Source organism: Pseudomonas sp. RIT-PI-S, from assembly GCF_025642975.1.
Classification (GTDB): Bacteria; Pseudomonadota; Gammaproteobacteria; order Pseudomonadales; family Pseudomonadaceae; genus Aquipseudomonas.
Window position 1 is genome coordinate 36,582 of sequence record NZ_JANZKJ010000012.1, and the last position, 26,981, is coordinate 63,562.

Consider the following 26,981-nt stretch of genomic DNA (forward strand, 5'->3'; position numbering starts at 1 on the left):
CAGACCAGCATGGGCTTTTTTAACAACGCGAAACTGGCAACCAAGCTACTGAGTGCGTTCATCCTCTGCGCGCTGTTGACGCTGGTTGTGGGCGTCATCGGGGGCCGCGGGATTTCGCAGATCAGCGCCAGCCTCGATGAGGTGTTCACCAACAACATGGTGTCGCTGATCAATATCAACAAATTCAAAGCGAACGTGATCGCCCAGAACCGCGACCTGTACCGTTACCTGTCGCTGATCGCCACCAAGGCACCCGAGGATGCCCGCCGGGAATTGTTGAACAACATGAACGTCAACCGCGACGAGGCCTGGAAGGCATTCCAGAGCTACCGCGCCACCCCGTTGGACGACGATGAACGCGCTGCTGGCGACAAGATCGAGCAGACGGACTGGCAAACGCTGCAAGGTGCCATGACCACCGCCATCGGCCTGATCGACCAAGGCAACATCGATAACGCCCGCATGGCCTTGAACGGCCCGGTGCTGGACAGCTATCGCCAGGTACTCAAAGACGTTGTCATCATCAATGACTCGAACGTGCGCCAGGCCGATCAAGCCGCCGCAGCCGGGCGTGCCATCTCCTCCAGCGCGACCGCGTGGCTGGTAGGCGGCATTGTCGTGGCCTTCGTGCTCGCCCTTCTGCTTGGCCTGGCGATCACCCGCGCCATCGCTCGCCCCATCGGGCTGGCTGTCTCGACCGCGCAGCGGGTGGCCAAGGGTGACCTGACGGCGGTCATCGTCGCTGACCGCCGCGACGAAACCGGCATGCTGATTACCGCCCTCGGCGCCATGCAGGCCAACCTCAAGGGCACGATCGAAGAAATCGCCAAGGCCTCGGACCAGCTAGCTTCGGCCGCCGAAGAGCTGAGCGCGGTCACCGAAGAGAGCACCCGCGGCCTGACCCGGCAGAACGATGAAATCCAGCAAGCCGCCACCGCAGTGAATGAAATGACCAGCGCGGTCGAGGAAGTGGCCCGCAATGCGGTGTCGACCTCCGAAGCGTCGCGCAGCACCAGCCAGGAAGCCGTCACCGGGCGCAGCCAGGTCCAGCAGGCGGTGGGCGCGATCAACGGCATGGCGCGGGAACTCAACGGCTCGACCGAAACAGTGCATGCCCTGGCTGACCAGGTACGCAACATCGGCAATGTGGTGGATGTGATTCGCGGGATCGCCGAGCAAACCAACTTGCTGGCGCTCAACGCTGCCATCGAAGCGGCCCGGGCCGGTGAACAGGGCCGTGGCTTCGCGGTGGTGGCCGACGAAGTGCGTGCATTGGCGGCGCGCACCCAGACGTCCACCGGCGAAATCGAAACCATGATCGCGGCGGTGCAAGGCACCGCGGATCAGGCCGTGCGCGCCATGGGCAACAGCCAGTCGCTGGCACAGAACACCCAGCACTTGGCCGAGGCCGCGGACCAGGCCCTGGAACGCATTACCGTGGCGGTGGCCGGCATCAACGAGCGCAACCTGGTGATCGCTAGCGCCGCCGAAGAGCAAGCGCAGGTCGCCCGTGAGGTGGACCGCAACCTGGTGAACATCCAGGACCTCTCCAGCCAGACCGCCGCCGGCGCTAACCAGACCAACGCCTCCAGCCAGGATCTGTCGCGACTGGCGGCCACGTTCAATCAGATGGTGGCGCGGTTCAAGCTCTAGTGCGCTACCCCTGCGGCGTACTGCTGCGCAGCGGATAAGGCACGGCGAGGCGGCCCAGCGGAGGCTGTGCCAGCGCACCGTCCAGAACAGGCGGCCACAGGCGCAGGTTGAAGCTGCGCCGCAGCAGCCGCAGCTGTTGCGGGTAACGCATCACCGTGCGCGTGGAAAGGGTACTGGCGCCGCCTGAGCAATACATCAGGGGCGCCGTCAGGTAGCGAATGGCCTGTTCGCCAAAGCACTTCGCGACACGCTGGCGCATTTCGATATCGCCCCGTGAGCGAACGTCCGCGAATGGGCCTACGACCTGAAGGGTATGCCGGCGCATCAAGGCGGTGACCGGCCCATCGCCAAGTATGTTGAGCCGATCGGGATTCACCTCCCACTGCAGGCCGCCAGAGGCGTCGAAACGGATGTGGCTGGCAAAGCACAGCTGGCAACCGGGCATCTCCAGCAGCGCAGTCACCTGCACGTCCAGGCGCTGGGGATGAGCGATGTCATCGGCGTCATGGAAGGCCACGAAGGCGCCCGTCGCCGCGGCGACACCCAGGTTCCGGGAAAAGTAGACCCCACTGTTGCGAGGGTTGCGCACAACGCGCACCCGCGGGCCGGCAAAGGCGGCAATTTGCTCGGTAACGGCCGCCTCGTTGCCGTCGTCGACCAGGATCAATTCCAGGTTGCGGTAGGTCTGCCCCAGCACCGACGCCACCGCCAGCTGCAGCAGCTCAGGCTCTGGATCGTGCACGCAGAGGATGACAGACACCAACCCGTGGTCCACCGCGGCGGGCAAGCTCGGTATTGCCAGGCCGGCTCGGAAGACCTCCAAGCGGTTGCGTCCTTCGAACGTGATAGGCACGGCACCCACATCGGCTAACCAATGAGCGAGCGCGGTATTGAGCGGTGCATAGTCATGGTGGCGTGCTCGCCACAGCATCGTGGCCATGTCACCGGCGGCGAACTGGCCCACGCTGCGCTCCACCATGGCCGTGTCGTGCAGGATGAGCGCCAGGCGCAGGTTGTCCTGGTCCGAGTCGCTAAGGCTGTAGTGGATGTCCCCTGCCGCGAGGTGAAGCCGCGCCGTGTGCTGGGTGTAGGTTCGCAGCACTTTGCTTAGGTTGTTAGCGCCTCTGCCTTCGGCAAGGAAGGCATTGACCTGCGCAACGAACATCGGCCGGTCATGATTCAACAGCGCTTGCTCGATCAAGCCCTCAGGCGCGGCATAGGGCCGATAGTCCGCATCGGTTCTGCCACAGCGGGGCAAGGTGAATGAGGCGTGTACGCCGAGCAACGCTTCGCCGACAAGCCTGGCGACCGGGACGCTGCGCAATAGCTCGAAGTGTTCCGATCGGTCGAGCGCCATCAGCAGGCTGGCCAAGGTCGCTGCGGAGGCGTATTGGCAGGCTGCCTGAATCAACCCCAGCACGGGCTTGGCCTTATAGCCGGCAACGAGCGGTGGCAGGCACTCGAGCAGCAATGCGTCCAATTGCACGGGCCCGAGGACAGTGGCGGCACAATCACATAGCGGCAATACGCTGTTCGGGTATGCCCTCACGAGCCGGCCCACTGCGGGCGCCATGGTATTGACCAGCTCTTCCTGCGCGCCTAGCAGCCAGCTGAAATGCAGCACATGGTCGAATTCTCCCTGCCCCAGCTCAAGCAGCTCCGTGATCGAGCCGGCAGGCCCGCCAAGCAGGGCACGGGCTTCATGCCAGGCGCCAGCCTCGATTAACCGCTCCATCAGGCGTGACGAATAACGCCGCTGGGCGAACGCTGCCAACAGCTCATCGATGGGGTCGGTGGCATGGGCCAGAGCACGCAGGCGTTCGTGCGTGGATAGCGTGGGTTGAAAGCGGACAAACGTCGCGGTTCCAGCGCTGGCCTGCAGTTGCGAGGCGAGGCTGGCGCTTCCTGGCAGGCGCCGCAGGTGCCCAAGCACCGCGTTCCACACCTGCTCAAGCGAAATTTCCCCAATACATTTGCAGCGGCTTAGGCGGGCGCTGTCGAACTGGCAGGGCGAGCACGCCTTGGCCAGCTTGACCACGTCACTGGTGGGTGCCAACGGGCCGTTCTTGATCACCGACGAGGGGCCGAAAATCGCCATCAGGGGTACACCCAGGGCATCGGCCACATGCATCAGGCCGCTGTCGTTGGAAATGAAGTACGTGCAGGCGGCGATCTGCTCGATAGTGTCCGCCAACGTTAGGCCGGTTCGATCCTCAGCGCCAGGCACGGCTTCCCCGGCGCCGCCGAAGCACAGCACTTCCATGCCCGCCGCGGCGAGCCGTTGCGCCAGTGCTTCGAAATAAGGCCAGCGCTTTGCACGCCAGCGCCCGGCCTTACAGCCCGCGTGCAGGCCAATGCGTCTCGAGGCACCCGGCAACCGGGTGTAGCTCCCAACGAAGTAGGCGCCCAGGTCACGTGCCTGGTAAGGCACCCCCAGCGTTTCCCGCAGCCCTTTGAGGTAGAACTCTGTTTCATGCAGCCGCTGCATCTTCGAAGGCGGCAGCAGCAACCGCGGCACAGCCAACCGATCCGCAATGAATGTGGGCATCTGCTGGGTGAACGCGTCCAGGATCACCAGCAAATCGAAGTGCACGGCCTCGGCATCCGCGGCGCGGGAGAATACCGTCGCCACCCACGGAGCGCCGCTGAACAACCAGGCACAGCCAGGAAAATCTTCCTGCAGCAGCACGTCCACGGGTTGCCCGAGGGCCTCTGAGAGCCGGCGGATGGCCGGCGAGCATTGCACCATGTTGCCGATACCGCCGCCGAGTACGCAGCCAACACGGTAGCGGGCAGCACGCGCCAGGGCCCGAAGCGCGTTCGGGTCGTCGGGCTTGAGCCGGGCGTAATGGATGGCCCCGCGTTCTGCCTGCTCGCCGGCGGTTAGGCAGCCCAAGCCCAACCCCAACTCGCCCGCCTCGTGAAGCAGTGTTACCCGCAAGCCGCGCAGCGCCGCGCCGATGCCACTGGGCTGTGCGCTGAGGTCATGCACCAGCAAGGGCATGTGCCGCAGGGCGGATTCACGCAGCGCGTCCGGGGTGGGCGGTAAATCCGCCAAGGCCACAAGCCGTGTTTTGAAACCGAGAGTTCGATAGCAGGCCGCCAACGCCTGGGCAATAGCGTCTGGTTCCGCCTGAGCATGCATGATCCAAGCGTCGCCTTCGGTAGCTATCGGCGCTGCAAGGGGGGCTGAGGGCGCCGGTTGCAGCGTGCGATGCACCAGCCGGCTCTTTAGCCACTGCTCCAGGGCTGGGCCGTCCAGGTCTGCGGGCAAAGTGGCCAGGCAAGCTTGCAGTAGCGATGTTCGACCAAGCAGCGGGCCACCAGGGGTAACGCTGTCCGTCACCAGGCCAATGCCGTGCTCCGCCCGGCGATAAAGGGCTTCGACCACGAGGGGCGCGGGCGGCTGGTGGCTGAACAGGCACGTCCATTCCTCGGTGCAGGTCGTCAGGGCCCCGCGCCAGTCCCCTAGCAGAGAAAGGCTATCGACCGGGGGCGCAGGCGGGTTGTCGCCCGGGCTGGTAGGCAGGCGCCAGTGCAGCGCCTCGAGGCAGGCGTGCAGGGCAAACGCGCTGTCAGCATGACCGGGCAGCAGCGCAAGGGAACGCTGCAAGGGCTCAACCGCCCTGGCCGGCTCGCCGCGGGCAAGCCATTGCCGGCCGAGGAAAAAATGGGCCCGGGCTCGTTCGGCTCGTTCGCTGCCACCCTGCTCCAAGGCAGCGGCCGCCTCAACATGCTGGCCAGCGGCGCCGTATGCCCGGCCTAGCGCTCGCTGGTATTTAGGGTTCGTTGGCGCCAACCGCGCAGCGGCCTGGAAAGCTTCCACCGCTTCCTGGTGACGCCCAAGCAACGCCAGGGCGGTGCCAAGTTCGCAGGCAAGCTCGGCATTATCGGGCAGTAACTGCGCAGCCCGAATGAACGCCTGCGCGGCTTCGATGCTCTGCCCTAGCGCCCGGTGCGTCCGGCCCAGCGCCCGGTGGCTACGGCCAGAGTCGGGCTCGAGCGCCAGCGCGCGGCGAAAGGCTCGCGCCGCTGGCTCATAGCGTTTAACTGTCGCCAGGGCCGTGCCCAGGTCATGTTGGCTCGCCGCGCTGAGTGGTTGGCGATCCGCGACCACGGCATAGGCGCGGGCGGCCAGCGCGTGATGGCCCATGGCGCGAAACAGCCGGGCGGCCAACCGCCACAGCTGCAACGGAAGCCAGCGCCGCAGCTGCCTGCGCCAGCGGCTCATCGCGGGCATGCCACAGGTGCCCCAAGCAACGCCGCATACAGGCCCAGCAAGCGGCTTTCCTGGCTCTCCCAGTGAAGTTCGGCCCGGGCCCGGCACGCGTTGCGCCGATACGTTTCGCGCAATGCGGGGGCTTCGACCAGCCGGCGCAAAGTATGGGCGAGCTGCGCGGTATCGCCCGAAGGCACCAATTCGCCCACTCGATAGCCCTGTACCACGGCTCGGATTTCGCGCAGGTCGGTGGCGACCACCGGCAAGCCGGCCATGATGTATTCGAACAGCTTGTTGGAGTCAGTGGTGGCGTGATTGAGGCACGTGTTAACGATGGGCTGAACGCCGATGTCCGCCGCCGCGCTGTAGCTCGGCAACTGCGCCAGGGGCACCGTGGGCACGATAAACACCCGACGTTCAAGCGCGGGATCTTTCGCCAACTGCCGTAGGCGCGGCCCGAGCTGCCCGCCGCCGATCAACACCAGATAAGCGCGGGGCACCGTGGCCATGGCGCCGATCAAGCCTTCCAGCCCACGGCCCTGCTGTAGCCCGCCTTGATACAGAATAATTGGCCAGCGTTGCGGCAGAGACAATTCGTCACGCAGGCGATCCGTGGGCGGCACCGCGGACCGGCGCGGGCGATTTTGCAACACCACCGGCCGTTGCACGTTGTAGGCCCGGGCGAAGAACTTGGCGCGGGCATTGGTAGTGGTAATGGTGCCGTCCATACGGGAGAACAGGCTGTGCTCAAGGGCACCCACAAGCCGGCGAAGGCTGCCATAGCCTTCGCGGCTGGTGCTTATTTCATGAGCGTCATAGACGATACGGGCCCCGCTGAGCCGCGCCGCAAGCCAGGCGGTAGGCAATACGTTCACATCGTGGGCATGGATCACATCGGCCCCCTGACGCGCCAGGCGCCAGCAGAAGCGCAGGTGGGTCAGCAGCCGGGTGGCGATCTTCCAGGCCATCCCTACCCCGCCTGACCGGCTGGCGGACGCCTTACCGCCCAAGGGCGAGCGAGGCAGCCGCCGCACTTTCACCCCGTCGTGCATGGTTTGCTCGGCCGGTGTGTGCCCGGGCGCAAGCAATGCGTGCACCGTCACCTCATGCCCCGCCCCGGCCAACGTCTGTGCCTCCTTGAGCACCCGGGCATCATGGCGAAAGTCGTTCCACACAAACATCGCGATGGTTGCCATCAGTCATCTCCCTATTTGGCCCTCGGGCAAGCCCTCGGCGTACTGTCGGCACTCGAACTGATCGACCGCTCGGGCCAGCAGTTGCAGCGCGGCGCTGTAATCCTGGCGCAGGTAGCGCTGTTCGAACGCGGCCAACAACGCGCACATGCGTGCGTGCGGGATGGCTTTGCGTGAGAGGTCCGGCCGTTGCCTTACCGCTTCGGTCAAGGCCGCGGCCAACTGATCGAGCTGTTCGTCGGTGTCCGCTGGCCAGCCGTAGCCCACGGTCTCCAGCACCCAATAATCCCAGGCGCACAGCGACGCCTGCCCCTCGGCGTTGCGGTACACATTGCCCTTGCCCATGCCCGGCTGGGCGAGCGCCAATGGCAGCCGGCGCAACTGCCCGACGATGTGCTCGAGCTGAGCCTCGAACACCCGCAGCTGAGCATCGTGGTAGCCCGGCCCTAACACCCGGCGCAAGCGGACCGCCATTTCCGGAGCCAGGCGCTGCCATAAGTACGACTTGGATCGGCCATAGGTGAGCACCAGCCCGGCCGGTGGCGCCAGGCACAACAGCTGCCCCCTAAGGGAGGCCATGCAAGCGGCCAGCGGCTTGCCGTCAACCTGCTGGAAACCTGAAACATCGAACACATGGCAGTGAAACCCACCGCGGGCCTGCAGCGCGCCGAGAAAACCCGAGCGCGGCAGCTCTACACCCTCGGTCAACAAGGCGGCTTCATGCCTGGCCTGGCTCGCACGGGTGCTGTTGAATAAGCGAAGGCACAACTGCTGCGATCGGTTATCGAACGTGGCCTCAACCTCCAGGGCCACCAGGTCGATAGCCCCTGAAGGTACCCAACGGATCGCCCCCACTACGCAGCGGGCACCCAGCAAGCGCCGGACCGCGTCATCTACCCAGGCCCGGCGCTGGGCAGGCTCGAACTGGTGCCAGAAATCTTCTGAGTCACGCTCCTCTATCAGCACCTGGTGATCGAAGAACAATGCGGTGAGCTGAAGCCTTTTGCGGTATAGCTCTACGGCAGCACGCAGCAGCGCGGTGAGGTTGCGAAAATACTGCCGCACCACGATGAGACTGCCTACCCCGACCATCACCGCCTCGCCGCTGTCGATGAACTGCACGATCAGGTAGCTGAAACTGCACACCAGCCCCAACCCGGCAACGGCTTCGAGAACCTGCTCAAGGCGGCTGTCCAGCAGCCGCCTGGCCCTGGTGGACCGCAAAGCAAGCGGCAGGGCAACAAGCAACACCACCAGGGTGAAGCCCAGCATGCCCCATAACAATGGGCGGTGGGACCAAGCCAGCGCAGCAAGGCACATCAGCGAAATGACAAGGCTGGCCAACCCCAGCGAAAACCGCCGGTAACCGGTTTCGGCGATGCTGTCCTGCTTTTCGAACAGAGCAAGCTTGTGCGCATGCCACATAGAGGTGCGCGCGCCCTCGATCACGCAGCGCTCCAGTTGACGCTTGCAGAGCAGATGCAAGCCATAGCAGGCGAACGCCGCCAGGCACAGCAGCATGATGGCCATACGGCCCTCAATGGCATGGCCATACCATAACTGCACAGACCGGGTATCTTTCACCGCCAGCGTGAGCGCCTTCAACGGCAGGAACGCCGCGACCGCCATCAGCACCTGGCTCGCCACCGCGCAAAACGCTCCCAACAACGTGGGCAGGGTAGCCACGGCAAAGAACTTGCAGCTCAGGCTGTACAGCCAGGAGATCACTGAACCGAGGCTCATCGTTTGCCCTCGCCAGGCACGGCCATGGCTGCCAGGCATTCGGCGGCCTGCGCGGCGCCATCAAACTTTTCAGCTGGCGGCAGCGGCTGGGCAATCCGGCTTAACAGGCGGTGGAGCGAGGCCTCGAACGAGCCCGCGGCCTCCATCACTACATAAGGCCCCAACGGCAGCGTTGCCCGCGCCCGTGCCAACTGGTCGTCGGCCAGGGTCGCGGGGTTAGGCACGAAGATTGCCGGCAGGCCCATACCCACAGCCTCGCAGACCGAGTTGTAGCCCGCCGCCAAGACCGCGAAGTCGAATAGGGGAAAATAACGGCTGTTGGGGTAGTCGCTGATACACAGCGCCGCGCCTACGGGCGCCTGGACCGCCAAGGCAATCGGCGAGGCACCGATGACCACTGCATAGCCACGTTGCTCCAGCACGGCCACCACGTGCTCGAGCAACTCGCCCGTTTCGTTGATGTTCCCGGCCCCCAGCTGCACATAGACGAACCGTTTACCCGCACGCAGCGCTGCGCCCACGCCAAGCCTGAGCGCCGCTTCCTCCCGGTTCAGGCACTCGCCGCGCTCAAGCAGCAGCACCGGCGCGAGGGTGCACACACGGGCATCAGGCTGCCGGCGTTGCTCCTCGAACGGCTCGCTCGGCAGCAACACCCGCTCGAACAGCACCTCTTGCCTGGCAAGCTGCGTGGGGTCGACGCAGGGTTTGTAGCCCTGGCGACGTACCCAGGCGAACCGCACGGCACGGTGTCGGCGAATCAGCCGGCGCAAGCCGGCGTAGGGCGCGCTACCGTCGAACACGAACACGCTGGGGCGGTACAGCCGCATCAGTACCTCGATAGTGTCGCCCAACAGCCGGTTCCACTCGCGAGAGTCCAGCCCGCAGAGGCTGAACGGGCTGATGTGATGGCAGATGAAGCCGAAGCGCTGCACGATCGGTACCGCGATGCTGGTGGTCACGAAGATCACTTGCGCCTCGGGTTGGCGCTGCCGCAATTGCCGGGCAATGGCCAGGCAGCGGGTGAGGTGGCCCAGGCCAGCGCCGTTGATAGGCAGGAACATGTAAACCGGGCCACGCGGAGCGAGGCGCTTTTTTCCCTTGCCCAGCAGCCTGGCCACGCGCTTGCACACGCGGCGCAAAACACCTTCGGTCAAAGCGCCTCCAGCGGTGCGGGCCGCAGCGGAGCCAGGTTCTGGAACAGCATGCCCAGCCCGCGTCATGCTTGAACGATGTGCGTTGTTTTTTGACGATAACGCCCTCGGCAGTCAACGATCAGCTGCGCATGCTGTTCGATCAACAGGTAGTCGATGCTGTCATGGTCGGTGACGATCATCACACAATCGAAACCGGCGAGCGTGCTGGCGTCGAGCGCCAACGAGTGCAGGTGGCGCCCCTGGGCGGGGCTTGCAGCGAGCGTCGGCACATAGGGGTCGCTGTACTCGATCGAGGCGCCCAAGTCGTTCAATCGTCCCATGATCAGCAGCGCCGGGGATTCCCGCAGGTCGTCGATGTTTTTCTTATAGGCAAGGCCGATCATCAGTATGCGGCTACCATTCATGGCTTTTTGTCGAGCGTTCAATGCACCGCTGAGCTTGTCTATCACGTAGTGCGGCATGGCCGCATTGACCTCGCCGGCAAGCTCCACGAAGCGAGTGTGAACGCCGAATTCACGTGCCTTCCAGGTCAGGTAGAACGGGTCCACGGGGATGCAGTGCCCGCCCAAGCCGGGGCCCGGGTAATAAGGTACGAAACCGAACGGTTTGGTGGCGGCGGCACGAATCACCTCATGGATATCGATATCCATTTTGTCGGCGATGACTTTCATCTCGTTCACCAGCCCGATGTTGACTGCCCGGTGAATGTTCTCCAGAAGCTTGGTCATTTCCGCCGCCCGAGTGCTCGACATCGGCACAACACGGTCGATCACGCTAGCGTACAAGGCCACACCCACGTCACGGCACGCAGGCGTGACGCCGGCACAGAGCTTGGGTATGGCGCGGGTGGCGAAGGCCTCGTTGCCAGGGTCTGCGCGTTCGGGCGAGTAAGCTACGAATACATCCCGCCCTGGCGTCAGCCCGGTGCTGGCGATCCGCGGCAGCAACCGCTCTTCGGTGGTGCCGGGGTAGGTGGTGCTTTCCAGGGATATCAGCTGGCCCGCGCGCAGGTAGGGCAGGCACGCCTCCAGCGCACCCAATACATGGCTCAGGTCGGGCTCCCGGAACGCCGTCAGGGGCGTTGGCACGCAGATGATCACCGCGTCCAGTTCGGCCACCCGAGAAAAATCAACCGTGGCGCGCAGGCTCTGCTCCAACGCGGCCTGCACTTGCGCGTCCGAAATGTGGCCAATGTAGCTGCAGCCTCTGTTCAGGCTATCCACCCGCGCCTGATCGGTATCCAGGCCCACGACCTTAAAGCCGGCCTGGGCGAAGCGCAGCGCCAGTGGCAAGCCCACGTAGCCCAGGCCGATGACGCCGATGACCGCCAACCGATCGCCCAGACGGTCGAGAAATTCAGTTTTCATGCGCGTTTCCTGCCAGGGCGGCATTGCTGGGATGGCACCCAGCACTGCCACACACGTCCACTACCCGTTGCCCCACCCTCAAGGGCAGCGAGGCCTCGAAAAACTGCCGGTGCGGGACCAGCAACACCAGTAGATCGCAAGCGCCTGCCATCGCGAGGTCCACCAGGGGCAGCTCCGCCGCTATCGAAGAAGGCAAGGCTTGCAGGTGCGGCTCCACCGCCCTGACCCTTCCAACGAAGCGGCGCGCCAACGCCAAGGCGATCGCCAGCGCGGGGCTTTCCCGCAGGTCATCGCTGCCCGCCTTGAAGGCAAGGCCCAGGCAGGCGATTGTCGGGGCCGCCAGGCCGGCCAGGGCCAACTGCGCCACAGCCGCCTCTACCCTGTCGATCACCCACGCCGGCTTGGCATCGTTCACCTGCCGCGCCTGCCGCGTGAGTTGTGCAAGGTCTGGCGCGGCCTGTACCAGGAACCAGGGATCGACCGCTATGCAATGGCCGCCGACCCCAGCGCCAGGCTGAAGGATCGACACCCGGGGGTGGCGGTTGGCAAGGCGGATCAACTCCGGGGTATCGACCCCCAACCGGTCGCAGATCATTGACAGCTCGTTGGCGAAGGCAAGGTTGAGGTCGCGAAAACTGTTCTCCGCTAGCTTGCAGGCTTCCGCGGTACGGCTGTCCGTGGTCACGCATTCACCGGTTATAAAACTTCGATAAAAGGCAGCGGCAGCGCTGGCGCAGTGCGTTGTTAGCCCACCGATGACGCGGTCGTTGCTGATCAGCTCGGCCAGCGCGTTACCCGGCAAGACACGCTCCGGGCAATAGGCGATGCGCACATCCGCGGCGTCCCCTTGGGCATGCGGAAAACTGAGGTCCGTGCGGCCCTGGGCCAGCCAGCACGCCAGTTGCTCGGTCGTGCCAACCGGCGATGTGGACTCGAGAATCACCACGTCCCCGGGTTTGAGCACCGGCGCCAGGGCGCTACAGGCCTGGCGTATCGCCGTGAGGTCCGCCGCGCGCTGGGCGTCCAACGGGGTAGGTACGGCAATGACGTAGAGGTCACTGGGCTCCACGGTTTGACTGGCGGCTAACAGGCCGTCGGCCACCACGGCCCGCAACAAGCCATCGAGGTGCGGCTCGGTACAACGGGTGGCGCATTCATTGATACGCCGGACCACGCCAGCATCGGTATCCACCCCCCTGACTCGAAATCCGCGCGTCGCTAAAACGGCTGCCAACGGCAGGCCAACATAGCCCAGCCCAATGATGGTTACCTGCATGTGCATCCATTCGAGTTCCAGAGCTTAAAAACGCTGACTAGAACGCAGCGGCTTGCTTGGACTATAGACGCGATACCAGGATGGCGCGACCGATGGCTCCAGCCCTGTCTATCACCTATCCTCTGAATTCAAGGCAGTGGATTTCAGGGGAAGGCGTGAACATCCTTTTTTTATCGTTTCACTATCCACCTGACCTGGGTGCCGGCTCATTCCGCTCGGAGGCGCTGGCCAACGCCTTGTTGGCGTCCAACGACCATGTGCGGCTCGATATCCTGACCGCGTGCCCCAACCGCTACCGCTCGTTCATCTCACCTGCGCCCGCTCACGAATATGGCGAGCGCCACCACATTCAGCGCGTCGAACTGCCTCGCTATCGCGGCGGCCTGCTGGCACAGGCACTGGCTGCCGGGCGCTATGCACTCGCCGCCCGGGCAGCCGCGCGGCATCGCAAGTACGATCTGGTCGTCGCAACGTCCTCGCGCATCATGACCGCAGCGCTAGGCGCAAGCATCGCTCGCGGCCAAGGCGTGCCTTTGTACCTGGACATCCGGGATATCTTTTCTCAAAACCTGCCGGAGCTGGTCGCCCGGCCGTTGCGTAAACCCTTGCGCTGGTTGTTGGAGCGCATCGAGGACTACCCACTCAAGACAGCCGCCAAGGTAAATCTGAATTCCGGTGGCTTTGCCGAACACTTCCGGCATCGTTATCCCGAACAGGCGTTTTCGTTCCATAGCAATGGGGTGGATGATCTTTTTCGTCTGCCTGCTTCCGCGCCCAGGCGACCACGCGGCAACCACAAGCCCGTGGAAGTCGTGTACGCCGGCAATATAGGCGCGGCACAGGCGCTTCACCACATCATCCCACCGCTCGCCGAGCGGCTTGGGAGCACAGTGCGCCTGCGCCTCTATGGCGATGGCAACCGCCTCGAGGCATTGCGTGAAGCGCTAAAGCGCAGTGGGGCCAGGAACGTCGAAATTTTTTCGCCTGTACCGCGAGACCAGTTGCCAGCGATCTATCAAAGCGCTGATGTGCTGTTTCTGCATCTGGCGCAGTGGCGCAGCTGCAACTTCGTGCTGCCGTCCAAGCTGTTCGAATACATCGCCACGGGTAAACCCTTGTGGGCGGGGACGGCTGGCTGGGCACGGCGCTTTATCCTAGAAAGCGGCGTGAACGCGGCGATTTTCCCGCCTAACGACGCCGAACAAGCGGTCGCTGCCCTGCGGCACCTCGATTTGACGCGCACCGACACTTCAGCGTTTAGCCGAGCTTTTGATCGCCGCGCCATCATGCGCCGCATGGCAGGGGACATCATCGGGGTGGCAGTACCGGGTGGCCCAGCTCAGCCGTGAACAACCCAGGAAACGGATAGCCCGCATGAGCGATAAAGTACTGTGTGTTGTAGGCACACGCCCGGAAGCTATAAAAATGTCACCGGTGATCCGCGCGCTGCGCCAGGCCGACGGCCTCGGTTGCAGGGTGCTGGTGACAGGCCAGCATCGCGAAATGCTGGACCAAACGCTGGGAATACTGGGCATCGAGCCGGATATCGATCTTGCTCTGATGCAGCGCGGGCAATCCCTGGCCAGCTTGACCGCTCGCTTGCTGGAAGCCCTCGATCAAATGTTGCGTGCTGAACGCCCGCGGGTCGTGCTGGCCCAAGGCGACACCACCACTGTGATGTGCGCGGCGCTTGCTTGCTTTTATTTGCACATCCCTTTCGGCCATATCGAGGCCGGCTTACGCACCTTCGATACCGCGAACCCGTTTCCCGAAGAAGCCAACCGGGTGATCGCCACTCGGCTGGCCACGTGGCATTTCGCGCCCACCCAGGCGGCCGTGAATAATTTGCTTCGCGAAGGCGTACCAGCCTCGGCTATCACCCTGACCGGCAATACTGGCATCGACGCGGTGCTCGAAACACCGGCCATAGAGCTGCCGGATGCACTGAGCGATGCGCGGGGCAAGCGAATCATCTTGGTCACCCTGCACCGCCGAGAGAACCTGGGTGATGTGCTCTACCAGATTTGCCAGGCATTGATTTGCCTCGCCGAGCGCAACCCTGGCATCCAGATCATCTTTCCTGTGCACCCTAACCCTGGCGTGCGCGACCTGGTCTATCCGCTGCTCGGCCGCTTGGCCAACGTCTCTTTGTGCGATCCATTGGACTACCGGCTGTTCGTGGCGGTCATGAGGCGGGCGTATCTGGTGATCAGCGACTCCGGCGGTATTCAGGAGGAAGCTCCCGCGTGTGGTGTACCGGTGCTGGTGCTGCGAGAAAAGACCGAACGCCCGGAAGCCATCGAGCTCGGCGTGGCACGCCTCACCGGCACAGCCCCGGCCAGCATAATTGCCGACACCCAACGCCTGCTGGACGATCCCGCACTCCATGCGGCAATGGCGCATGCCGTACTTCCATACGGCGACGGCCGAAGCGCGGGGCGGATCGTCGACGTGCTGGCTCGCTATTTCGAAACACGTCAGCGCACTGGCGAGCCAGGCTGAAAGCCAAAAGCAGCGCTCAATCACCCGGCACTGGCAGCGCCCATTGAGCGGGCCCCTGCCAGGCGGGTGATGGAGAAGATCAGAAGTCCAGGCTAAGCGCCAGGTTCACCCCCTGCTGCTGGCTGGCGTCGCTGCGCCGCCAGTTGTAGGCAGCGTTCAGCGCCAGGCCCGGGCTGAGCTGATGGCGCAGGCCTAGGCTGGCCCGGTCTAGGTTCCGTTGCGCGCTATAGCCCTGCAGCGTGAAGCTATTAGCGGGCAAGCTGCGCAGCGCCAGGTCCAGGTTCTGGGCGTCGTCGTTGAACTCGCGTTCGTGGGCCAGTTCTCCGAACAGCGAGGTCGCATTGCTCAGGCTACGGCTGGCCTTGAGGCCGATCCCGAGGCGCTTGGAGTCGCGGCGCTGATCGCCGATGTCCAGCGCAGTGGCGCGCAGGCTCTGCTCGGAGTAACCATCGACTTTCACGCTGGCGTAGTCGGCGCTGATAAACGGCGACACTCGCCAGGCGCTATCGCCGCGGGTCAACTCATAGCCCAGGCGGCCGCTGAGCGCCCAGAGGTCACCATCGCTGTCGCCCTTTTCGCTGCGCTGGCCTACGCCCAGGTCGAATTTGCGCTTGAGGTTGTCATAGTCCAGCTTGCCCGCGGTCGCGGCCAGGTCTCCCCATACCCGGCCCTGTTGGAACTGAGCAAAGGCGGTGGCCAGGTAGCTGTCCAGGCTGTAGTCGGAATCGGCCACGCCCGCTTCCAACTGCTGGTTGTAATAGCCGCCAGCAACGCCGACCCGCCAGGCGTTAGACAGCCGGTAACTGCCACCAACGGTCAGCGCGTAGCCGGTGCCATCGCCCTTGGCGCCGCCGTGCTGGTTGTCGAAGGTCAACTGTTGGCCGCCGGTATCTACCATGGCCTGCCACTGCCCCACCGGTTGCCAGGCCTGCTGCCACTGGTTGCGCAGGGCGTCTTGGTGGCTGCGTACCGCGCCGTGGGCCATTTCTGGCAGCAGGGTCAGCTCCCACGGCGCCGACAGAATCGAGTAGCCATAGTCGGCGATCAGCTTCTGCCCGGTGCTGGTGGGGTGCACGCTGTCGTTGAACAGCAGCTTGGTAGGGTCCGGCGTGCCGCTAGCGAGGCCGTAGGCCGCGTTCGCCGTGCAGCCATTGCCATTGAAACAGGTGCCTAGCAGGTTCTGATCGGTTGCCAGGCCGTAGCGGCCAGGGTCGGCGACCACTTCAGCGAGCAACCGGGGCACGTTCAAAGGGATGATTTCGGCGTCGATCTGCTGCAGTTGGGCGATCAGCGTCTGGTTGAACACGTTGGCCAGGGCCGACACCCCTGCCTGGTTGGCGGTGCCGTAGAGCAAGGGGGTAAGGCCGAGGTCTGGCAACAGCCATACCATGATGTACCGCGCGCCGGCCTGCTGCAGCGCCAGCGCGCTCTGGGCCAACTGGCCGGCAGCGCGGCTGGCGGAGGCCGCCGAGGTCACCTGACCTTGAAGAAAATCGTTGCCCCCACCGGTGAGGTAGTACAGCGCTTTTGGGTCGGCGCGATTGCCATTGGCCAGATAACCGGGGCGGCTCCGATACACTACCCCACCCGCGCCCACCACCGAGGTGCCGGTGATCGAATCGTATATCTCATCTGTACGGTAACCCCCTACGGCCCAGTTGTTGCCGTCCCCCAGCCCGATGGCCTGGTTTACTGGTGAAGTTGAGGGGGCAAGTGCATCGGAACCAAGCCCCAGGCGGCCGCCAAGCAGCGTCGATGACACGGCCCCATAGATCTCTCCGCTGCCGTTCTGGTAGGTCGGCCCTTCGCGGTTGGTGAAGCGCAAGGTAGCCCCCAAGGGCCCACCCACGTCAGGGAACTGCCCCGCATCGGCGAGGCTGTCGCCAAAGACGATCATCGTTGAATAGGGGGAAGGCCCCGCCAAAGCTGGTGCCGTGATCAGGGTAAGGCCAAGGGAAATGGCCAAAGCGAGTGCGGTTTTTTTTTCATATGTATCGTCCTTGTATTTTTATTGTTACTAGATAGGACGATAGTACTGATTGCCTTGGATTACACCCAAATGAGGGTAAAACCGGCACAGTGAAATGTAAACGGATATTTAAGAGACAGGCTTTGACACTATTCGCTCAGGGAGAGATTAGGCCAAAGGCCACTCCTGCAGGGGCAGGTACTGCCCCTTACGGGACTCGAACAAGGTGAAGTGGCTGGCGGTGAGCTGGAATTCCGGCGGGCTGCCTGCTTCAGGTACCTCGGCGCGGTAGTCCCGGGCCAGCGTCAGGTGGGGGCGGTAATCAGTGTGCTCGGGCAGCAGCCCCAGCGGCTGCACCGCTTGTTGCAGGTTGTACGCCAGCCGCAGCAACGGCGGTGGGGGTTCCTCAGGGGCGAGCAACAGTACCCCCGAGCGGCGCCACGCATCGAGGCGGTCCAGGGGCACGCGCAGGTGCTCGCCCGGCGGCGTTACGCTGGCTGCGGCGGCCAGCAGCGCGGGCAGGTGCGCCAGCCCCACTTCGCCGAGGAACAGCAGCGTAAGGTGGAAATTCTCCGCCGGCACCCGGCGGCCATTGCCCAGGTCCAGGGTGCTGCGCCAGCGAGAAATGGCACGGCGTTGCTCAGGCGGGCAGGCCAGGGCGAAAAACAGCCGTTTGAAGGGCTCGCCTGGGTCACGCAGGTAACTGATCATCGAGGCGCTCCGCTTGCGGCTACGTCCAAAGCATAGATGACTCCACGTGTAGGTCGTTCGCTGTGCGGGTGTAGGCTGGGCCCGGCCGCAGGTTTCACGCATGATGAGGCGGTCTTGTTAAGGGAGCGGCGTGATGGGTGTGATGGCGAACGGTTGGCGCGCGGCGGCGCTCGGGCTGGGATGGGTACTGGCTTGCACGGCAATGGCGGGGGAGGAGCGCCAGTTGGTGGATGCACTCAATAATTACCGCGGGCAGCCACAACGATGTGGCGAACAGGCGTCCTTGGCGCTGCCGCCGCTAGCGCCAGACACGCGCCTGCAATTATCCGTGCAAGGCAGCGGCGACCTGAACGCCGCGCTGGCCAGCGCCGGCTACCCGATGGTCACGGCCCGGGCGATCAGCCTGTCGGGCCCGCGCGACGCACCCGCCGCCTTGGCGGCTGTGACCAGCGCTTACTGCCAGGTAGTGCTAGACCCGCAGTTCGTGGACGTTGGCGTGCGCCAAGAGGGCCGCGACTGGCGCATCGTGCTAGCGCGTCCGCTGCTTACCGCGCGGCTGGGCAGCGCCGAGGCGGAGGGCCGCAAGCTGCTTGAACAGATCAACCAGGCCCGCGCGCAAGCACGCCAGTGTGGCGCCCAGCCCTTCGCCGCGGCTGCGCCACTGAGTTGGGACATGGCCCTGGCTACGGCCGCCGAAGGGCACAGCCGAGACATGGCCAACAACAATTACTTCGACCACGCCGACCGTACTGGCGCCCTGCCCGGCGACCGCGCCGAACTGGCAGGTTTTACCGGCGGCACGGTGGGCGAGAACATCGCCGCCGGCCAGGACAGCGCCGCGAAGGTCGTCCAGGGCTGGCTGGCGAGCCCTGGGCACTGCGCTAACCTGATGAACCCGAGCCTGCAAACCCTGGGCGCCGCCTACGCCACCGACCCTAAAAGCGATGCCGGTATCTACTGGACGGCGCTGTTCGGCGCACCTTGAGCCTGGCGATCAGGTGTCCAAATTGAAGGTTTCCGGGTCTGGCCCGAGGCGCTCGTTGCGGTCCAGCGCATCGATGCGAGCGCGATCCTCATCGCTCAAGGCGAAATCGAACACCGCAAAGTTGCTGGTGATCCGCTCAGGGGTGACCGACTTGGGAATCACAATCACGCCGTTGTCCAAGTGCCAGCGCAACACCACCTGTGCCGGGGTTTTGCCGTACTTGTCCGCGATTGCCCGCAGGGCCGGGTCTTCGGTGACTTTGCCTTGGGCCAGCGGGCTCCAGGCTTCGGTGTGGATGCCCAACTTGCGGTGCACCTCACGCAGGTCCGCGCGCTGGAAATAAGGGTGCGTTTCTATCTGGTTCACCGCTGGAGTCACGCCGGTTTCGTCGATCAGGCGCTGAAGGTGAACGGGGTTGAAATTGGACACCCCGATGGACAAGGCGCGCCCTTCCTCCTTCAAGGCGATCAGCGCCTTCCACGTCTTCACATAAAGGTTTTTGTCCGGCAACGGCCAGTGGATCAACAACAGGTCGACGTAATCCAGGCCCAGTTGTTCGAGGCTGCGCAATGCCGCTTCGTGCGCGGCCTGCGCGCCTTGGTCGGCGTTCCACACCTTGGTGGTCACAAAATACGACTCGCGAGGTAGCGCAGCATCCTTCAACCCCTCCCCCACACCGCGCTCGTTGTTGTAGGCGGCCGCGGTGTCGATGGAACGGTAGCCCGTTTCGAAGGCATGGCGCACGGCTTCTCGGGCCTGGGCCTCGGATGCTTTCCACACGCCCAGCCCAAGCTGGGGCATCATTTTGTCGTCGTTGAGGGTGATATAGGGGACAGACTTGCTCATGTCGGCTCCTGTAAAGCGCTTTTCATGCCGGGTAAAGCCCGACGCCATGGGTTAACGACAGCGCCAACCGGCGTCAGGTTCGGCATTTCCCCTCTGCGTGACCATAAACGCCCGGTTGCACAAGCCCAACTTTGTAACCAGAATAAAAGCCACTCGAGCTTCCTTGCGGTACGGCGGCCCCTAGATGACCCAGCACGCGTTCGACGAAAGCAACCTGAAAATCCGCAAGCTGTTCCCCACGCCCTTGGTGAGCTACCAGTTGCCGGACTTCGAAGCCCTGAACCAGGCGTTGAGCGCGGCAATCTTCGCCGAAGAAGCCCGTGCTCGCGGCGTTCAGCACAGCAATCAGGGTGGCTGGCAGTCCGCCGCGGACTTCGCCACCTGGTCCGGCGAGGCCGGCGCCCGATTGCTGGCACTCGCCCAGGACATGGCGCGCAGCCTGACCGCCGTGCATACCGCGGACAACACCTTGGTGCATGCAACCTTCGACTGGCACTTCAACGCCTGGGCCAATATCAACCGCGCCGGCGACAGCAACAGCGTGCACGGCCATGCGGGGGCTTTCTGGTCCGCGGTGTACTGGGTGGACGATGGCGGCCGCGGGGAAGACCCCAGCGTGGGCGGCGACCTTGAATTCCTCGATCCACGCGGGCTGGTGGCTTCGGCCTATCGCCCAGAACTGCGCATGCGCATCGAAGAATGCGTGACCGCCGGCTGCGCCACTACCGAGGCCGCGCGCAGCGGCACCTTGGTCATGTTCCCATCTTGGCTGCTGCACAGCGTGCGGCCTTTTACCGGCGCCCGGCCGCGGATATCCATCGCCTTTAACTTCGGGCTGTAATCGCCCCCACGCCAGCCCCAGCCTCAGGCCTTTCCATGCCCGTGGTGCATCGGCCGCGCCGTGCGTTCGCCGCTGCGCTTGAGTTCGCTTTAACCCCGTTCACAAATGTGAAAAAAAGTTGAAAAAAGTGATAACGGTTCGCGATGACTGCTGATAGCATTTCACGCCTGAGATTCATTCGTATTGCCATGGAGGCCCCCGTTACTTGACCTGATCGTTGCAGGATATCCGCCGATGGCCGTTCGCTTCCCGTCCCGCCCTACCCTCCTTGCCCTTTGCTGCTCGATGAGCATTGCCGCCCAAGCCGCCGACAGCGCCGTGGATCTCGGCACCGTCGCGGTAACCGCGCAAAAAGCCGAAGACCAGAGCTCGTTGCCCCCGGAATACGCCGGTGGCCAAGTAGCGCGCGGCGGCCAGTTGGGCATCCTGGGCAATAAGGACATCATGGACGTGCCCTTCACCATGACCAGCTACACCTCGAAATTGATCGAGGACCAGCAGGCTGAAGACGTGGGCGATGTGCTGCTCAACGATTCATCGGTGCGCCAGTCCTTCGGCTACGGCAACAACTCGCAGGTGTTCGTGATCCGCGGCTTGACCCTTAACGGCGACGACATCTCCTACAACGGCCTCTACGGCGTACTGCCTCGGCAGATCCTGTCCACCGACGCGCTGGAGCGCGTTGAAGTGTTCAAGGGGCCGAACTCCTTCCTTAACGGCGTATCCCCGACCGGGACTGGCCTGGGTGGCGCGGTCAACTTGGTGTCCAAGCGTGCCGGGGACACCCCGACCCGCCGCTATACCCAGGACATCACCACGGATGGCCGGATTGGCGAGCACCTGGACCTCGGCCAGCACTTCGGCGAGGACAACCGCTTCGGTGCACGGGTGAACCTGAGCCAGCGCGAAGGCGAAACCGCCATCGACGACCAGGATCAACGCAGCAAGCTGTTCGTGGCGGGGCTGGATTACCGAGGTGATCGGTTCCGGGTTTCGACTGATTTTGGGTATCAGAAGCAGCGGGTTAACCACACACGTAACTCCGTGATGCTTGGGTCCGGCTTGACCAGCATTCCTTCTGCGCCGGATTCCGACCATAACTATGGCCAACCGTGGAGTTTCACCTCAACCGAAGATACCTTCGGCATGATCCGCGGCGACTACGACCTGAACGACAGCTGGACCGCATACCTTTCCGGCGGCTACCGGCATACCCACGAAACTGGGTTATATGGCACGCCAACTCTAACCGACAGCAGCACAGGTGATGGCACCATCGGCGGCTCGCAGGTCAACCATGTAGAGGACAACAGCAGCTTCATGGGTGGGCTCAATGGCAAGTTCCAGACCGGCCCGGTTAGCCATCAAGTTAACATCGGTGCAGCTACTATCTGGACTCAGCAGCGCAATGCGTATGTGTTCTATAACTCTACCGGCACGAACATCTACAACACCCCGGCGGTGCCGAGCCCGACGTCCAGCTATTACATCGGTGGGGATCTCGATGATCCAGGCGTAACAGGTAAAACCCGGAACCGTAGCATTGCCATCGCGGATACCTTGGGGTTCTTCGATGACCGTCTTTTGGTCACTGCTGGCGTACGCCGCCAACAGCTCCGGGTGGAGGGGTACTACACCGATGGCATGAGCTTCTTTGGCGTCAACTACCCAACCTATGACGGTAGCCGTAACGCGTTTTACGATGAGGCGATCACCACCCCGGTGTACGGCATTGTGTTCAAGCCTTGGGACCATGTGTCTTTGTATGCCAACCGGATCGAAGGGCTGGCACAGGGGCCGACGGCTCCTGAAAACATCGGCCTAAGTAATGGCGGGGAGATATTCGCACCCGGGCGCACCAAGCAACTCGAAGCTGGCGTGAAGTTTGACTGGGAAACCTATGGCGCCACCTTAGGTGCTTTCCGCATTGAAAAGCCCACCGATGGCTACGCCGACAATGGTGTCTACGTAGTTAAAGGCCAGCAAATCAACAAAGGCATCGAGCTCAACGTATTCGGTGAACCCATCGACGGCCTGCGTCTGATGGCTGGCGCAACCCGCATCGATACGAAGATGGAGGACACCGGCAGCGATGCCACCGAGGGTAACCATGCCATTGGCGTACCAACCTTCCAAATGAACGCCAGCGTGGACTGGGATGTTCCAGGCCTGGACGGGGTCGCGCTGAATGCCCGGATGCTGCGTACCGGCGGCCAGTATGCCAACGCAGCGAACACCCTTACCCTGCCTACCTGGAACCGCTTCGATACCGGTGCCCGTTACAAATTCAAGGTGGACCAGAAGGACGTGACCTTGCGGGTGAACGTGGAGAACATCACCGACAAGAACTACTGGGCTTCGGCTAACGGGGGTTACCTGACCCAGGGCGAGCCGCGTTTGGTGAAGTTCTCCGGCACCGTGGACTTCTGATCACGCCCCAGAAGCCACTCCCCCAGCCGTAGGCGCCATGCTTGGCATGCGCCAGCGCCTCGCGCCTACGGTTGCTCGAAGCCTCACGGGAACGGCGCGAACCCGAGAATGTTCCCAGGCGTTGCCCGGCCCCCAGCGGTGGCGCGCTTTCCCTCAGGACGCCTGGCGCAACGGAATGTAGGTCAGGTTGTGTTGCTCCAGCGCGGCGGCGATCAGCGCGCCGGTTTCTTCCAGTTGCGCTACCAACGCCTCGCTCGGGGCGTGCAGCGACCAAGGCTGCTGCTCGGCAGCCGCCGCCAGGTCCAATTCCCCTACCCGCACCGCTGCCTGGAGAAAGTGCTGCATGTTCGGCATGAAGGCGGTGAAGCCTTCCCCCTTCAGCGCCATGGTGCGGATGCCCAACAGCTTGCAGATGGCCGCCTTGGCTGCGATGTCGTCGCGGTCCGCCTGGCGAGAGCGTTCGATCAGCTCGCCCAGCGCGGGATCGACCGCCTTGCCACCATGGATCAACAGCGGGCCCTGCTCCCAAGCCTGCGGGGGGCAGTCTTTGCGCTCGGCGCGCAGCGGAATGTGCGGGTTGATTTCCATCGGGTAGATGCGGCACACCAGTGGCCGCCGCTCGTAGATGCGGCACATCAGGTTTTCGTCCAGGTTACGGCACGGCCCCTGGTTGTAAGCCGCAAAGGTAATGGCCACGTAGGCATGGGTGCTGCCGCAAGGCACCCGCAGCGAACGCCGGCGGGCATGCTGCAACGCAGGGTCCAGGCCCAGCCGCTCGTTATCGAGAAAGCCCTCGGTCAGCACGATCAAGGTGCCGCCGTCCGCCGCCCATTGCACGGCTTCGCTCAAGGTCAGCGGAACGTGGTGATCGTTACAGCACTTGCCACAACCCACACAGGAAAAACGCATGCGTGCACCAACCTCTCGGCCAGATAAGCCCCCGCCGGAAATCCGGCAAACGGGCGGGAATAACGTGTTAAGAGCACTTTGTGTGCCAGCTGATACAACCTATGCACCCGGCCGCCAAATGGCGCTCTCGGAGGTCATCGCCAGCAAACATTGAGGCTTGCGGCTGCTGGAAGGTCTATGCTGCAACGGGCATAGCCCCAACCGATGCGCGCCGGAGGTACCCATGAGAGATTTACGCGTGTTGCTAGAACGGCTGGATCCGCCCCTCAGGCACTCAGTGGAAACCCGAGGTGACGAGGTGCTGCTGACGCTGGAAGATCCGCAGGTGCCCGCCAAGGTGCAGCGCAACCTCGAGCACCGGCAGTGGCACAACGATACGGTGCTGGCGGTGATCCTGCTGCACGCCATCAACGAACTTCGAGGCAAGGGCTCGCACGCTCCGCTCGAGGCTTTCACGCTGGCGTAAAGCGGCGGGCGCACACCGGGGCTGTCAATGAGACACTTACCTTTGGCCTGAGGTGGATTGCAACCTGGGCAGGTCTCTGAGAGGGTGGCTGCTCACGGCTTGCGAGGTACCCATGCAGATCTACTGCTATCACGCCCACATTTACTACGACGCCACCACGCTGGATCAGGCTGTAGCCCTATGCGACGACGCCGAGCGGCGATTCCCCCTGCAGCGTGGCCGCACCCATCGCCAGCCGGTAGGGCCGCATCCGGACTGGAGTTGCCAACTGGCGTTCGAGCCGGGTGTGTTCGGCGAGCTGGTTCCGTGGCTGGCGCTGAATCGCCGCGGGTTGGTGGTGTTCATCCATCCACTCACCGGGCATGAACTCACTGACCACCGCGACCATGCCATCTGGATGGGCGCGGTACGGCCGCTGGACCTTTCCGTCCTCTCGGATTGACCCTGCTGCGGGGCACACCTCACGTGGCTCACCCCGCCATCCTGTTGCGGCTCAAGCGCTTGGCCAGTTCGACGAAATGGCAGGCCGCCGGCGAGGCCTGGTGCATCCGCGCCACCAGCGTCAGCGGCGCCACCAGCGGGGGCTGCACATCGCGCAAGCTGCAATAGCGCACACTGCCGGCCAACAGGTTTTGCATCGAGGCAGGCACCACCGACACGCCCTCCCCGGCAGCAACGAGGTTGACGTTGGTGAGCATGCGCTCTACCTCGAACGCAACCTTCGCTTCAAAACCCGCGCGGCGGCAAGCGTCGAGTAAGTCGGCGTACATGCCCGGCGCACCGGGGCGCCGAACCAAAATAAACGGCGCCTGTGCCAGGTCGGCCAGGGCGATGGCCGGCATACCAGCCTCGTCTACCGGTGAATGCCCAAGCAGCGGATGGTCGATCGGCAGCACCAGCAGCAAGGGTTCGTCGAGCAGATGGTGAAAGGCAAGGGCCGGATGCTCGGCCACCGGGGCGCGCAGGAAACCGACATCCACCTGCTGCTCGATCATTCGTTCCGTCACCGCCTGGGCACTGCCCTCTTCCAGCCTGACGCTGACCCCAGGGTAGGCTTTACGGTACGCGCGGATGGCCAGGGAGGTCAGGGGATGCGCGGCGGCCGAGCTGGTAAAGCACACTGAAAGCGTGCCTTCTAGCCCCGCCGCTATCCGCGCGCCCTCCTCGGCAGCGGCCTGCAGCCGGGCGAGAATATCGCGAACCTGGCCCAGGTACCGATGCCCGGCGGCGGTGAGGTCCACGCCCTTGGGATGACGCCGGAACAATTCGAACCCCAGCTCCTGCTCCAGTGCCCGGATTTGTTGGCTCAGCGGGGGTTGCTGCATGTTCAGGCGGGCCGCCGCGCGGGTGATGTGCCGCTCCTCGGCCACGGCGATGAAATAGCGTAAATGACGTAGTTCCACAGAGGTGTACACTCCGGCCAGGCGCCTGGGCATGTGGGCAATATGGCTCACGGACGGCGCATCCAACAATAAGAAAGGTGGATCGAGGCAGCGATGCAGCAAGTTCGAAACCCTGGACGGCCCACTTGGCGGGCACGGTGTGCGGGCCCAGGGTGGCGCGTTGGGGTGGCGATCGTGCTGGGTGCACTGCTGGGCCTCGCCGCACCGCAGCAAGCGGTAGCGATGAAACCGCTGTGCGATGGTTTTATCCGGATCGTCACTTGGATGATGCCTTTTATCCTGTTCCTGCTAGTGAGCTCGGCGGCCGCCGGCCTTCGCCAGCACCGACAAGGGGCCGGGCTCACGCTCAAAGCGCTGTCATGGTTCCAGGCGATGACCTGGCTGGCCGTGCTGATCGGCACGGTTAGCGCCCTGGCCATGAACTTGGGCAGCGAACAGGGGCCAGCACCGGGAGTGCATGGTCAGATAGCCGGCGCACTGGCCAACGTAACCGCGATGCTGAGTGCAAGCCGCGCGGTGCACGTAATGTTGGCCGGTATCGCCTGCGGCCTGCTTTGCGGCCGGAGCGCACGCCTGCGGCAAGGGCTGGAGCGTGGCTGGCAGGGTTGCCACGCGCTGTTTCGCCTGGTGCTCCGGTTCACGCCGTTGGCCGCCTTTTCCGCGGTAGCGTTTACCGTGGGCCGATACGGCGCTGTCTCGCTTTGGCCCATGTTCAAGTTTCTCGCCATCGTTCATTTGGCCTGCGGCCTGTTCGTAACCCTGGTGCTCAACACCACCCTGCGCTGGCTAGGGGTACCTCTCTGGTCCCTGCTGCGCCATCTGCGCCAAGAGCTTGTGCTGGTGCTGACCACAGGCGCGTCACTGGCGGCGCTTCCAGGGCTGGCGGTCAAGCTCGAGCAACTGGGCTGCCGCCGTGAAACCACCCGCCTGATACTCACCGCCGGCTACACCTTCAACCTCAGCGGGTCCGTGCTGTACCTGACCTGCGCGGTGTTGTTTCTCATCGGCCAGGCGCACATTGCCTTGACCACCACGGACGTCTTGACCGTCATGGCGCTGGTCGGGCTGGGTTCGCTGGGCTCGACAAGCGTTGCCGGGTCGTCCTTTCTCACCCTGGTGGCCACGCTTCAGATATTGGGCCTGGGCAGCGTGGAAGGGCTCGGTTTACTGCTGGGCGTAGAACGGTTGATGAAATGCCGACTGCTGACGAACGTGCTCGGCAATTGCGTGGCGTGCCTGGTGGTCAACCATTGGCAGGGTACGTTAACGCAGCCCACGCTGCGCCGCGCCCTGGGGCTAACGCCCTGAGCCCCC

At 63.9% G+C, this 26,981-nt stretch carries 19 protein-coding genes and 1 pseudogene; 9 read left to right on the plus strand and 11 right to left on the minus strand.

Translation table 11 applies throughout. From position 1 onward, the window contains the following. Positions 1-9 precede the first annotated feature (9 nt). Positions 10-1,653: a methyl-accepting chemotaxis protein gene (locus OGL93_RS16450; protein WP_263263878.1), complete on the plus strand. Its 1,644-nt coding sequence runs from the start codon at positions 10-12 to the stop codon at positions 1,651-1,653. 4 nt (positions 1,654-1,657) lie between these two features. On the opposite strand, the gene OGL93_RS16455 is transcribed toward OGL93_RS16450, so the two are convergent. The 6 genes from OGL93_RS16455 to wecC form a co-directional block, all read right to left on the minus strand. Further along, positions 1,658-5,884 (minus strand): glycosyltransferase, encoded by a 4,227-nt coding sequence (locus tag OGL93_RS16455; protein WP_263263879.1) that lies wholly within the window; start codon positions 5,882-5,884, stop codon positions 1,658-1,660. After that, the gene (locus OGL93_RS16460) at positions 5,881-7,068 is read right to left on the minus strand and encodes a glycosyltransferase family 4 protein (protein ID WP_263263880.1); all 1,188 of its coding nucleotides are present in this window, start codon (positions 7,066-7,068) and stop codon (positions 5,881-5,883) included. The genes OGL93_RS16455 and OGL93_RS16460 overlap by 4 nt, the downstream gene beginning before the upstream one ends. 3 nt (positions 7,069-7,071) lie before the next feature. Then, the gene (locus OGL93_RS16465) at positions 7,072-8,808 is read right to left on the minus strand and encodes a hypothetical protein (protein WP_263263881.1); all 1,737 of its coding nucleotides are present in this window, start codon (positions 8,806-8,808) and stop codon (positions 7,072-7,074) included. Continuing rightward, complete coding sequence (locus OGL93_RS16470) at positions 8,805-9,962, minus strand: hypothetical protein (protein WP_263263882.1); 1,158 nt, start codon at positions 9,960-9,962, stop codon at positions 8,805-8,807. Before OGL93_RS16470 ends, OGL93_RS16465 begins: the two co-directional genes overlap by 4 nt. Before the next feature lie 62 nt (positions 9,963-10,024). Continuing rightward, complete coding sequence (locus tag OGL93_RS16475; RefSeq protein ID WP_263263883.1) at positions 10,025-11,329, minus strand: nucleotide sugar dehydrogenase; 1,305 nt, start codon at positions 11,327-11,329, stop codon at positions 10,025-10,027. Continuing rightward, positions 11,319-12,611, minus strand: coding sequence for a UDP-N-acetyl-D-mannosamine dehydrogenase (gene wecC, locus OGL93_RS16480; RefSeq protein WP_346659654.1), 1,293 nt, complete (start codon positions 12,609-12,611; stop codon positions 11,319-11,321). Before wecC ends, OGL93_RS16475 begins: the two co-directional genes overlap by 11 nt. A gap of 149 nt (positions 12,612-12,760) precedes the next feature. On the opposite strand from wecC, the gene OGL93_RS16485 reads away from it, so the two are divergent. Continuing rightward, positions 12,761-13,954, plus strand: a complete 1,194-nt coding sequence (locus OGL93_RS16485) for a glycosyltransferase family 4 protein (protein ID WP_263263884.1) — start codon at positions 12,761-12,763, stop codon at positions 13,952-13,954. A gap of 25 nt (positions 13,955-13,979) precedes the next feature. Continuing rightward, a complete protein-coding gene (gene wecB, locus OGL93_RS16490) occupies positions 13,980-15,107 on the plus strand; it encodes a UDP-N-acetylglucosamine 2-epimerase (non-hydrolyzing) (RefSeq protein ID WP_263263885.1) in 1,128 nt (375 codons plus the stop codon). A 79-nt stretch (positions 15,108-15,186) separates the two neighbouring features. On the opposite strand, the pseudogene estP reads toward wecB, so the two are convergent. Both estP and thpR read right to left on the minus strand, forming a co-directional pair. Further along, positions 15,187-17,088, minus strand: a pseudogene (gene estP / locus OGL93_RS16495) (esterase EstP); the annotation flags it as partial. Positions 17,089-17,244: 156 nt separating this feature from the next. Continuing rightward, positions 17,245-17,787 (minus strand): RNA 2',3'-cyclic phosphodiesterase, encoded by a 543-nt coding sequence (gene thpR / locus OGL93_RS16500; protein ID WP_263263887.1) that lies wholly within the window; start codon positions 17,785-17,787, stop codon positions 17,245-17,247. Positions 17,788-17,929: 142 nt separating this feature from the next. On the opposite strand from thpR, the gene OGL93_RS16505 reads away from it, so the two are divergent. Continuing rightward, positions 17,930-18,772 carry a CAP domain-containing protein gene (locus tag OGL93_RS16505; RefSeq protein WP_263263977.1) on the plus strand — a complete coding sequence of 281 codons (843 nt, stop codon included), beginning with the start codon at positions 17,930-17,932 and terminating at the stop codon, positions 18,770-18,772. A 9-nt stretch (positions 18,773-18,781) separates the two neighbouring features. Here OGL93_RS16505 and OGL93_RS16510 read toward each other — a convergent pair whose 3' ends face one another. Further along, positions 18,782-19,618, minus strand: a complete 837-nt coding sequence (locus tag OGL93_RS16510) for an aldo/keto reductase (protein WP_263263888.1) — start codon at positions 19,616-19,618, stop codon at positions 18,782-18,784. A 184-nt stretch (positions 19,619-19,802) separates the two neighbouring features. Between OGL93_RS16510 and OGL93_RS16515 the strand changes: the two genes are divergently transcribed. Then, positions 19,803-20,459, plus strand: a complete 657-nt coding sequence (locus tag OGL93_RS16515) for a 2OG-Fe(II) oxygenase family protein (RefSeq protein WP_263263889.1) — start codon at positions 19,803-19,805, stop codon at positions 20,457-20,459. A 285-nt stretch (positions 20,460-20,744) separates the two neighbouring features. Then, a complete protein-coding gene (locus OGL93_RS16520; protein ID WP_263263978.1) occupies positions 20,745-22,889 on the plus strand; it encodes a TonB-dependent siderophore receptor in 2,145 nt (714 codons plus the stop codon). Between the two features lie 153 nt (positions 22,890-23,042). Here OGL93_RS16520 and OGL93_RS16525 read toward each other — a convergent pair whose 3' ends face one another. Then, positions 23,043-23,798 (minus strand): YkgJ family cysteine cluster protein, encoded by a 756-nt coding sequence (locus OGL93_RS16525; RefSeq protein WP_263263890.1) that lies wholly within the window; start codon positions 23,796-23,798, stop codon positions 23,043-23,045. A gap of 223 nt (positions 23,799-24,021) precedes the next feature. On the opposite strand from OGL93_RS16525, the gene OGL93_RS16530 reads away from it, so the two are divergent. Next, positions 24,022-24,264 carry a hypothetical protein gene (locus OGL93_RS16530; protein ID WP_263263891.1) on the plus strand — a complete coding sequence of 81 codons (243 nt, stop codon included), beginning with the start codon at positions 24,022-24,024 and terminating at the stop codon, positions 24,262-24,264. 112 nt (positions 24,265-24,376) lie between these two features. After that, entirely contained in the window at positions 24,377-24,706 is a 330-nt protein-coding gene (locus tag OGL93_RS16535; RefSeq protein ID WP_263263892.1) for a DOPA 4,5-dioxygenase family protein, read from the plus strand. Between the two features lie 28 nt (positions 24,707-24,734). On the opposite strand, the gene OGL93_RS16540 is transcribed toward OGL93_RS16535, so the two are convergent. Next, positions 24,735-25,667, minus strand: coding sequence for a LysR family transcriptional regulator (locus OGL93_RS16540; protein WP_263263979.1), 933 nt, complete (start codon positions 25,665-25,667; stop codon positions 24,735-24,737). A gap of 165 nt (positions 25,668-25,832) precedes the next feature. On the opposite strand from OGL93_RS16540, the gene OGL93_RS16545 reads away from it, so the two are divergent. Continuing rightward, a complete protein-coding gene (locus OGL93_RS16545) occupies positions 25,833-26,975 on the plus strand; it encodes a cation:dicarboxylase symporter family transporter (RefSeq protein WP_263263893.1) in 1,143 nt (380 codons plus the stop codon). Positions 26,976-26,981 lie beyond the last annotated feature (6 nt).

Coding starts and splice junctions, on each gene's coding strand:
- wecC (WP_346659654.1), bottom strand. CDS start 12,611: ATGCACATGCAGGTAACCATCATTGGGCTGGGCTATGTTGGCCTGCCG.
- OGL93_RS16475 (WP_263263883.1), bottom strand. CDS start 11,329: ATGAAAACTGAATTTCTCGACCGTCTGGGCGATCGGTTGGCGGTCATC.
- OGL93_RS16465 (WP_263263881.1), bottom strand. CDS start 8,808: ATGAGCCTCGGTTCAGTGATCTCCTGGCTGTACAGCCTGAGCTGCAAG.
- OGL93_RS16515 (WP_263263889.1), top strand. CDS start 19,803: ATGACCCAGCACGCGTTCGACGAAAGCAACCTGAAAATCCGCAAGCTG.
- OGL93_RS16525 (WP_263263890.1), bottom strand. CDS start 23,798: ATGCGTTTTTCCTGTGTGGGTTGTGGCAAGTGCTGTAACGATCACCAC.
- thpR (WP_263263887.1), bottom strand. CDS start 17,787: ATGATCAGTTACCTGCGTGACCCAGGCGAGCCCTTCAAACGGCTGTTT.
- OGL93_RS16520 (WP_263263978.1), top strand. CDS start 20,745: ATGAGCATTGCCGCCCAAGCCGCCGACAGCGCCGTGGATCTCGGCACC.
- OGL93_RS16450 (WP_263263878.1), top strand. CDS start 10: ATGGGCTTTTTTAACAACGCGAAACTGGCAACCAAGCTACTGAGTGCG.
- wecB (WP_263263885.1), top strand. CDS start 13,980: ATGAGCGATAAAGTACTGTGTGTTGTAGGCACACGCCCGGAAGCTATA.
- OGL93_RS16460 (WP_263263880.1), bottom strand. CDS start 7,068: ATGGCAACCATCGCGATGTTTGTGTGGAACGACTTTCGCCATGATGCC.
- OGL93_RS16535 (WP_263263892.1), top strand. CDS start 24,377: ATGCAGATCTACTGCTATCACGCCCACATTTACTACGACGCCACCACG.
- OGL93_RS16505 (WP_263263977.1), top strand. CDS start 17,930: ATGGCGAACGGTTGGCGCGCGGCGGCGCTCGGGCTGGGATGGGTACTG.
- OGL93_RS16510 (WP_263263888.1), bottom strand. CDS start 19,618: ATGAGCAAGTCTGTCCCCTATATCACCCTCAACGACGACAAAATGATG.
- OGL93_RS16530 (WP_263263891.1), top strand. CDS start 24,022: ATGAGAGATTTACGCGTGTTGCTAGAACGGCTGGATCCGCCCCTCAGG.
- OGL93_RS16455 (WP_263263879.1), bottom strand. CDS start 5,884: ATGAGCCGCTGGCGCAGGCAGCTGCGGCGCTGGCTTCCGTTGCAGCTG.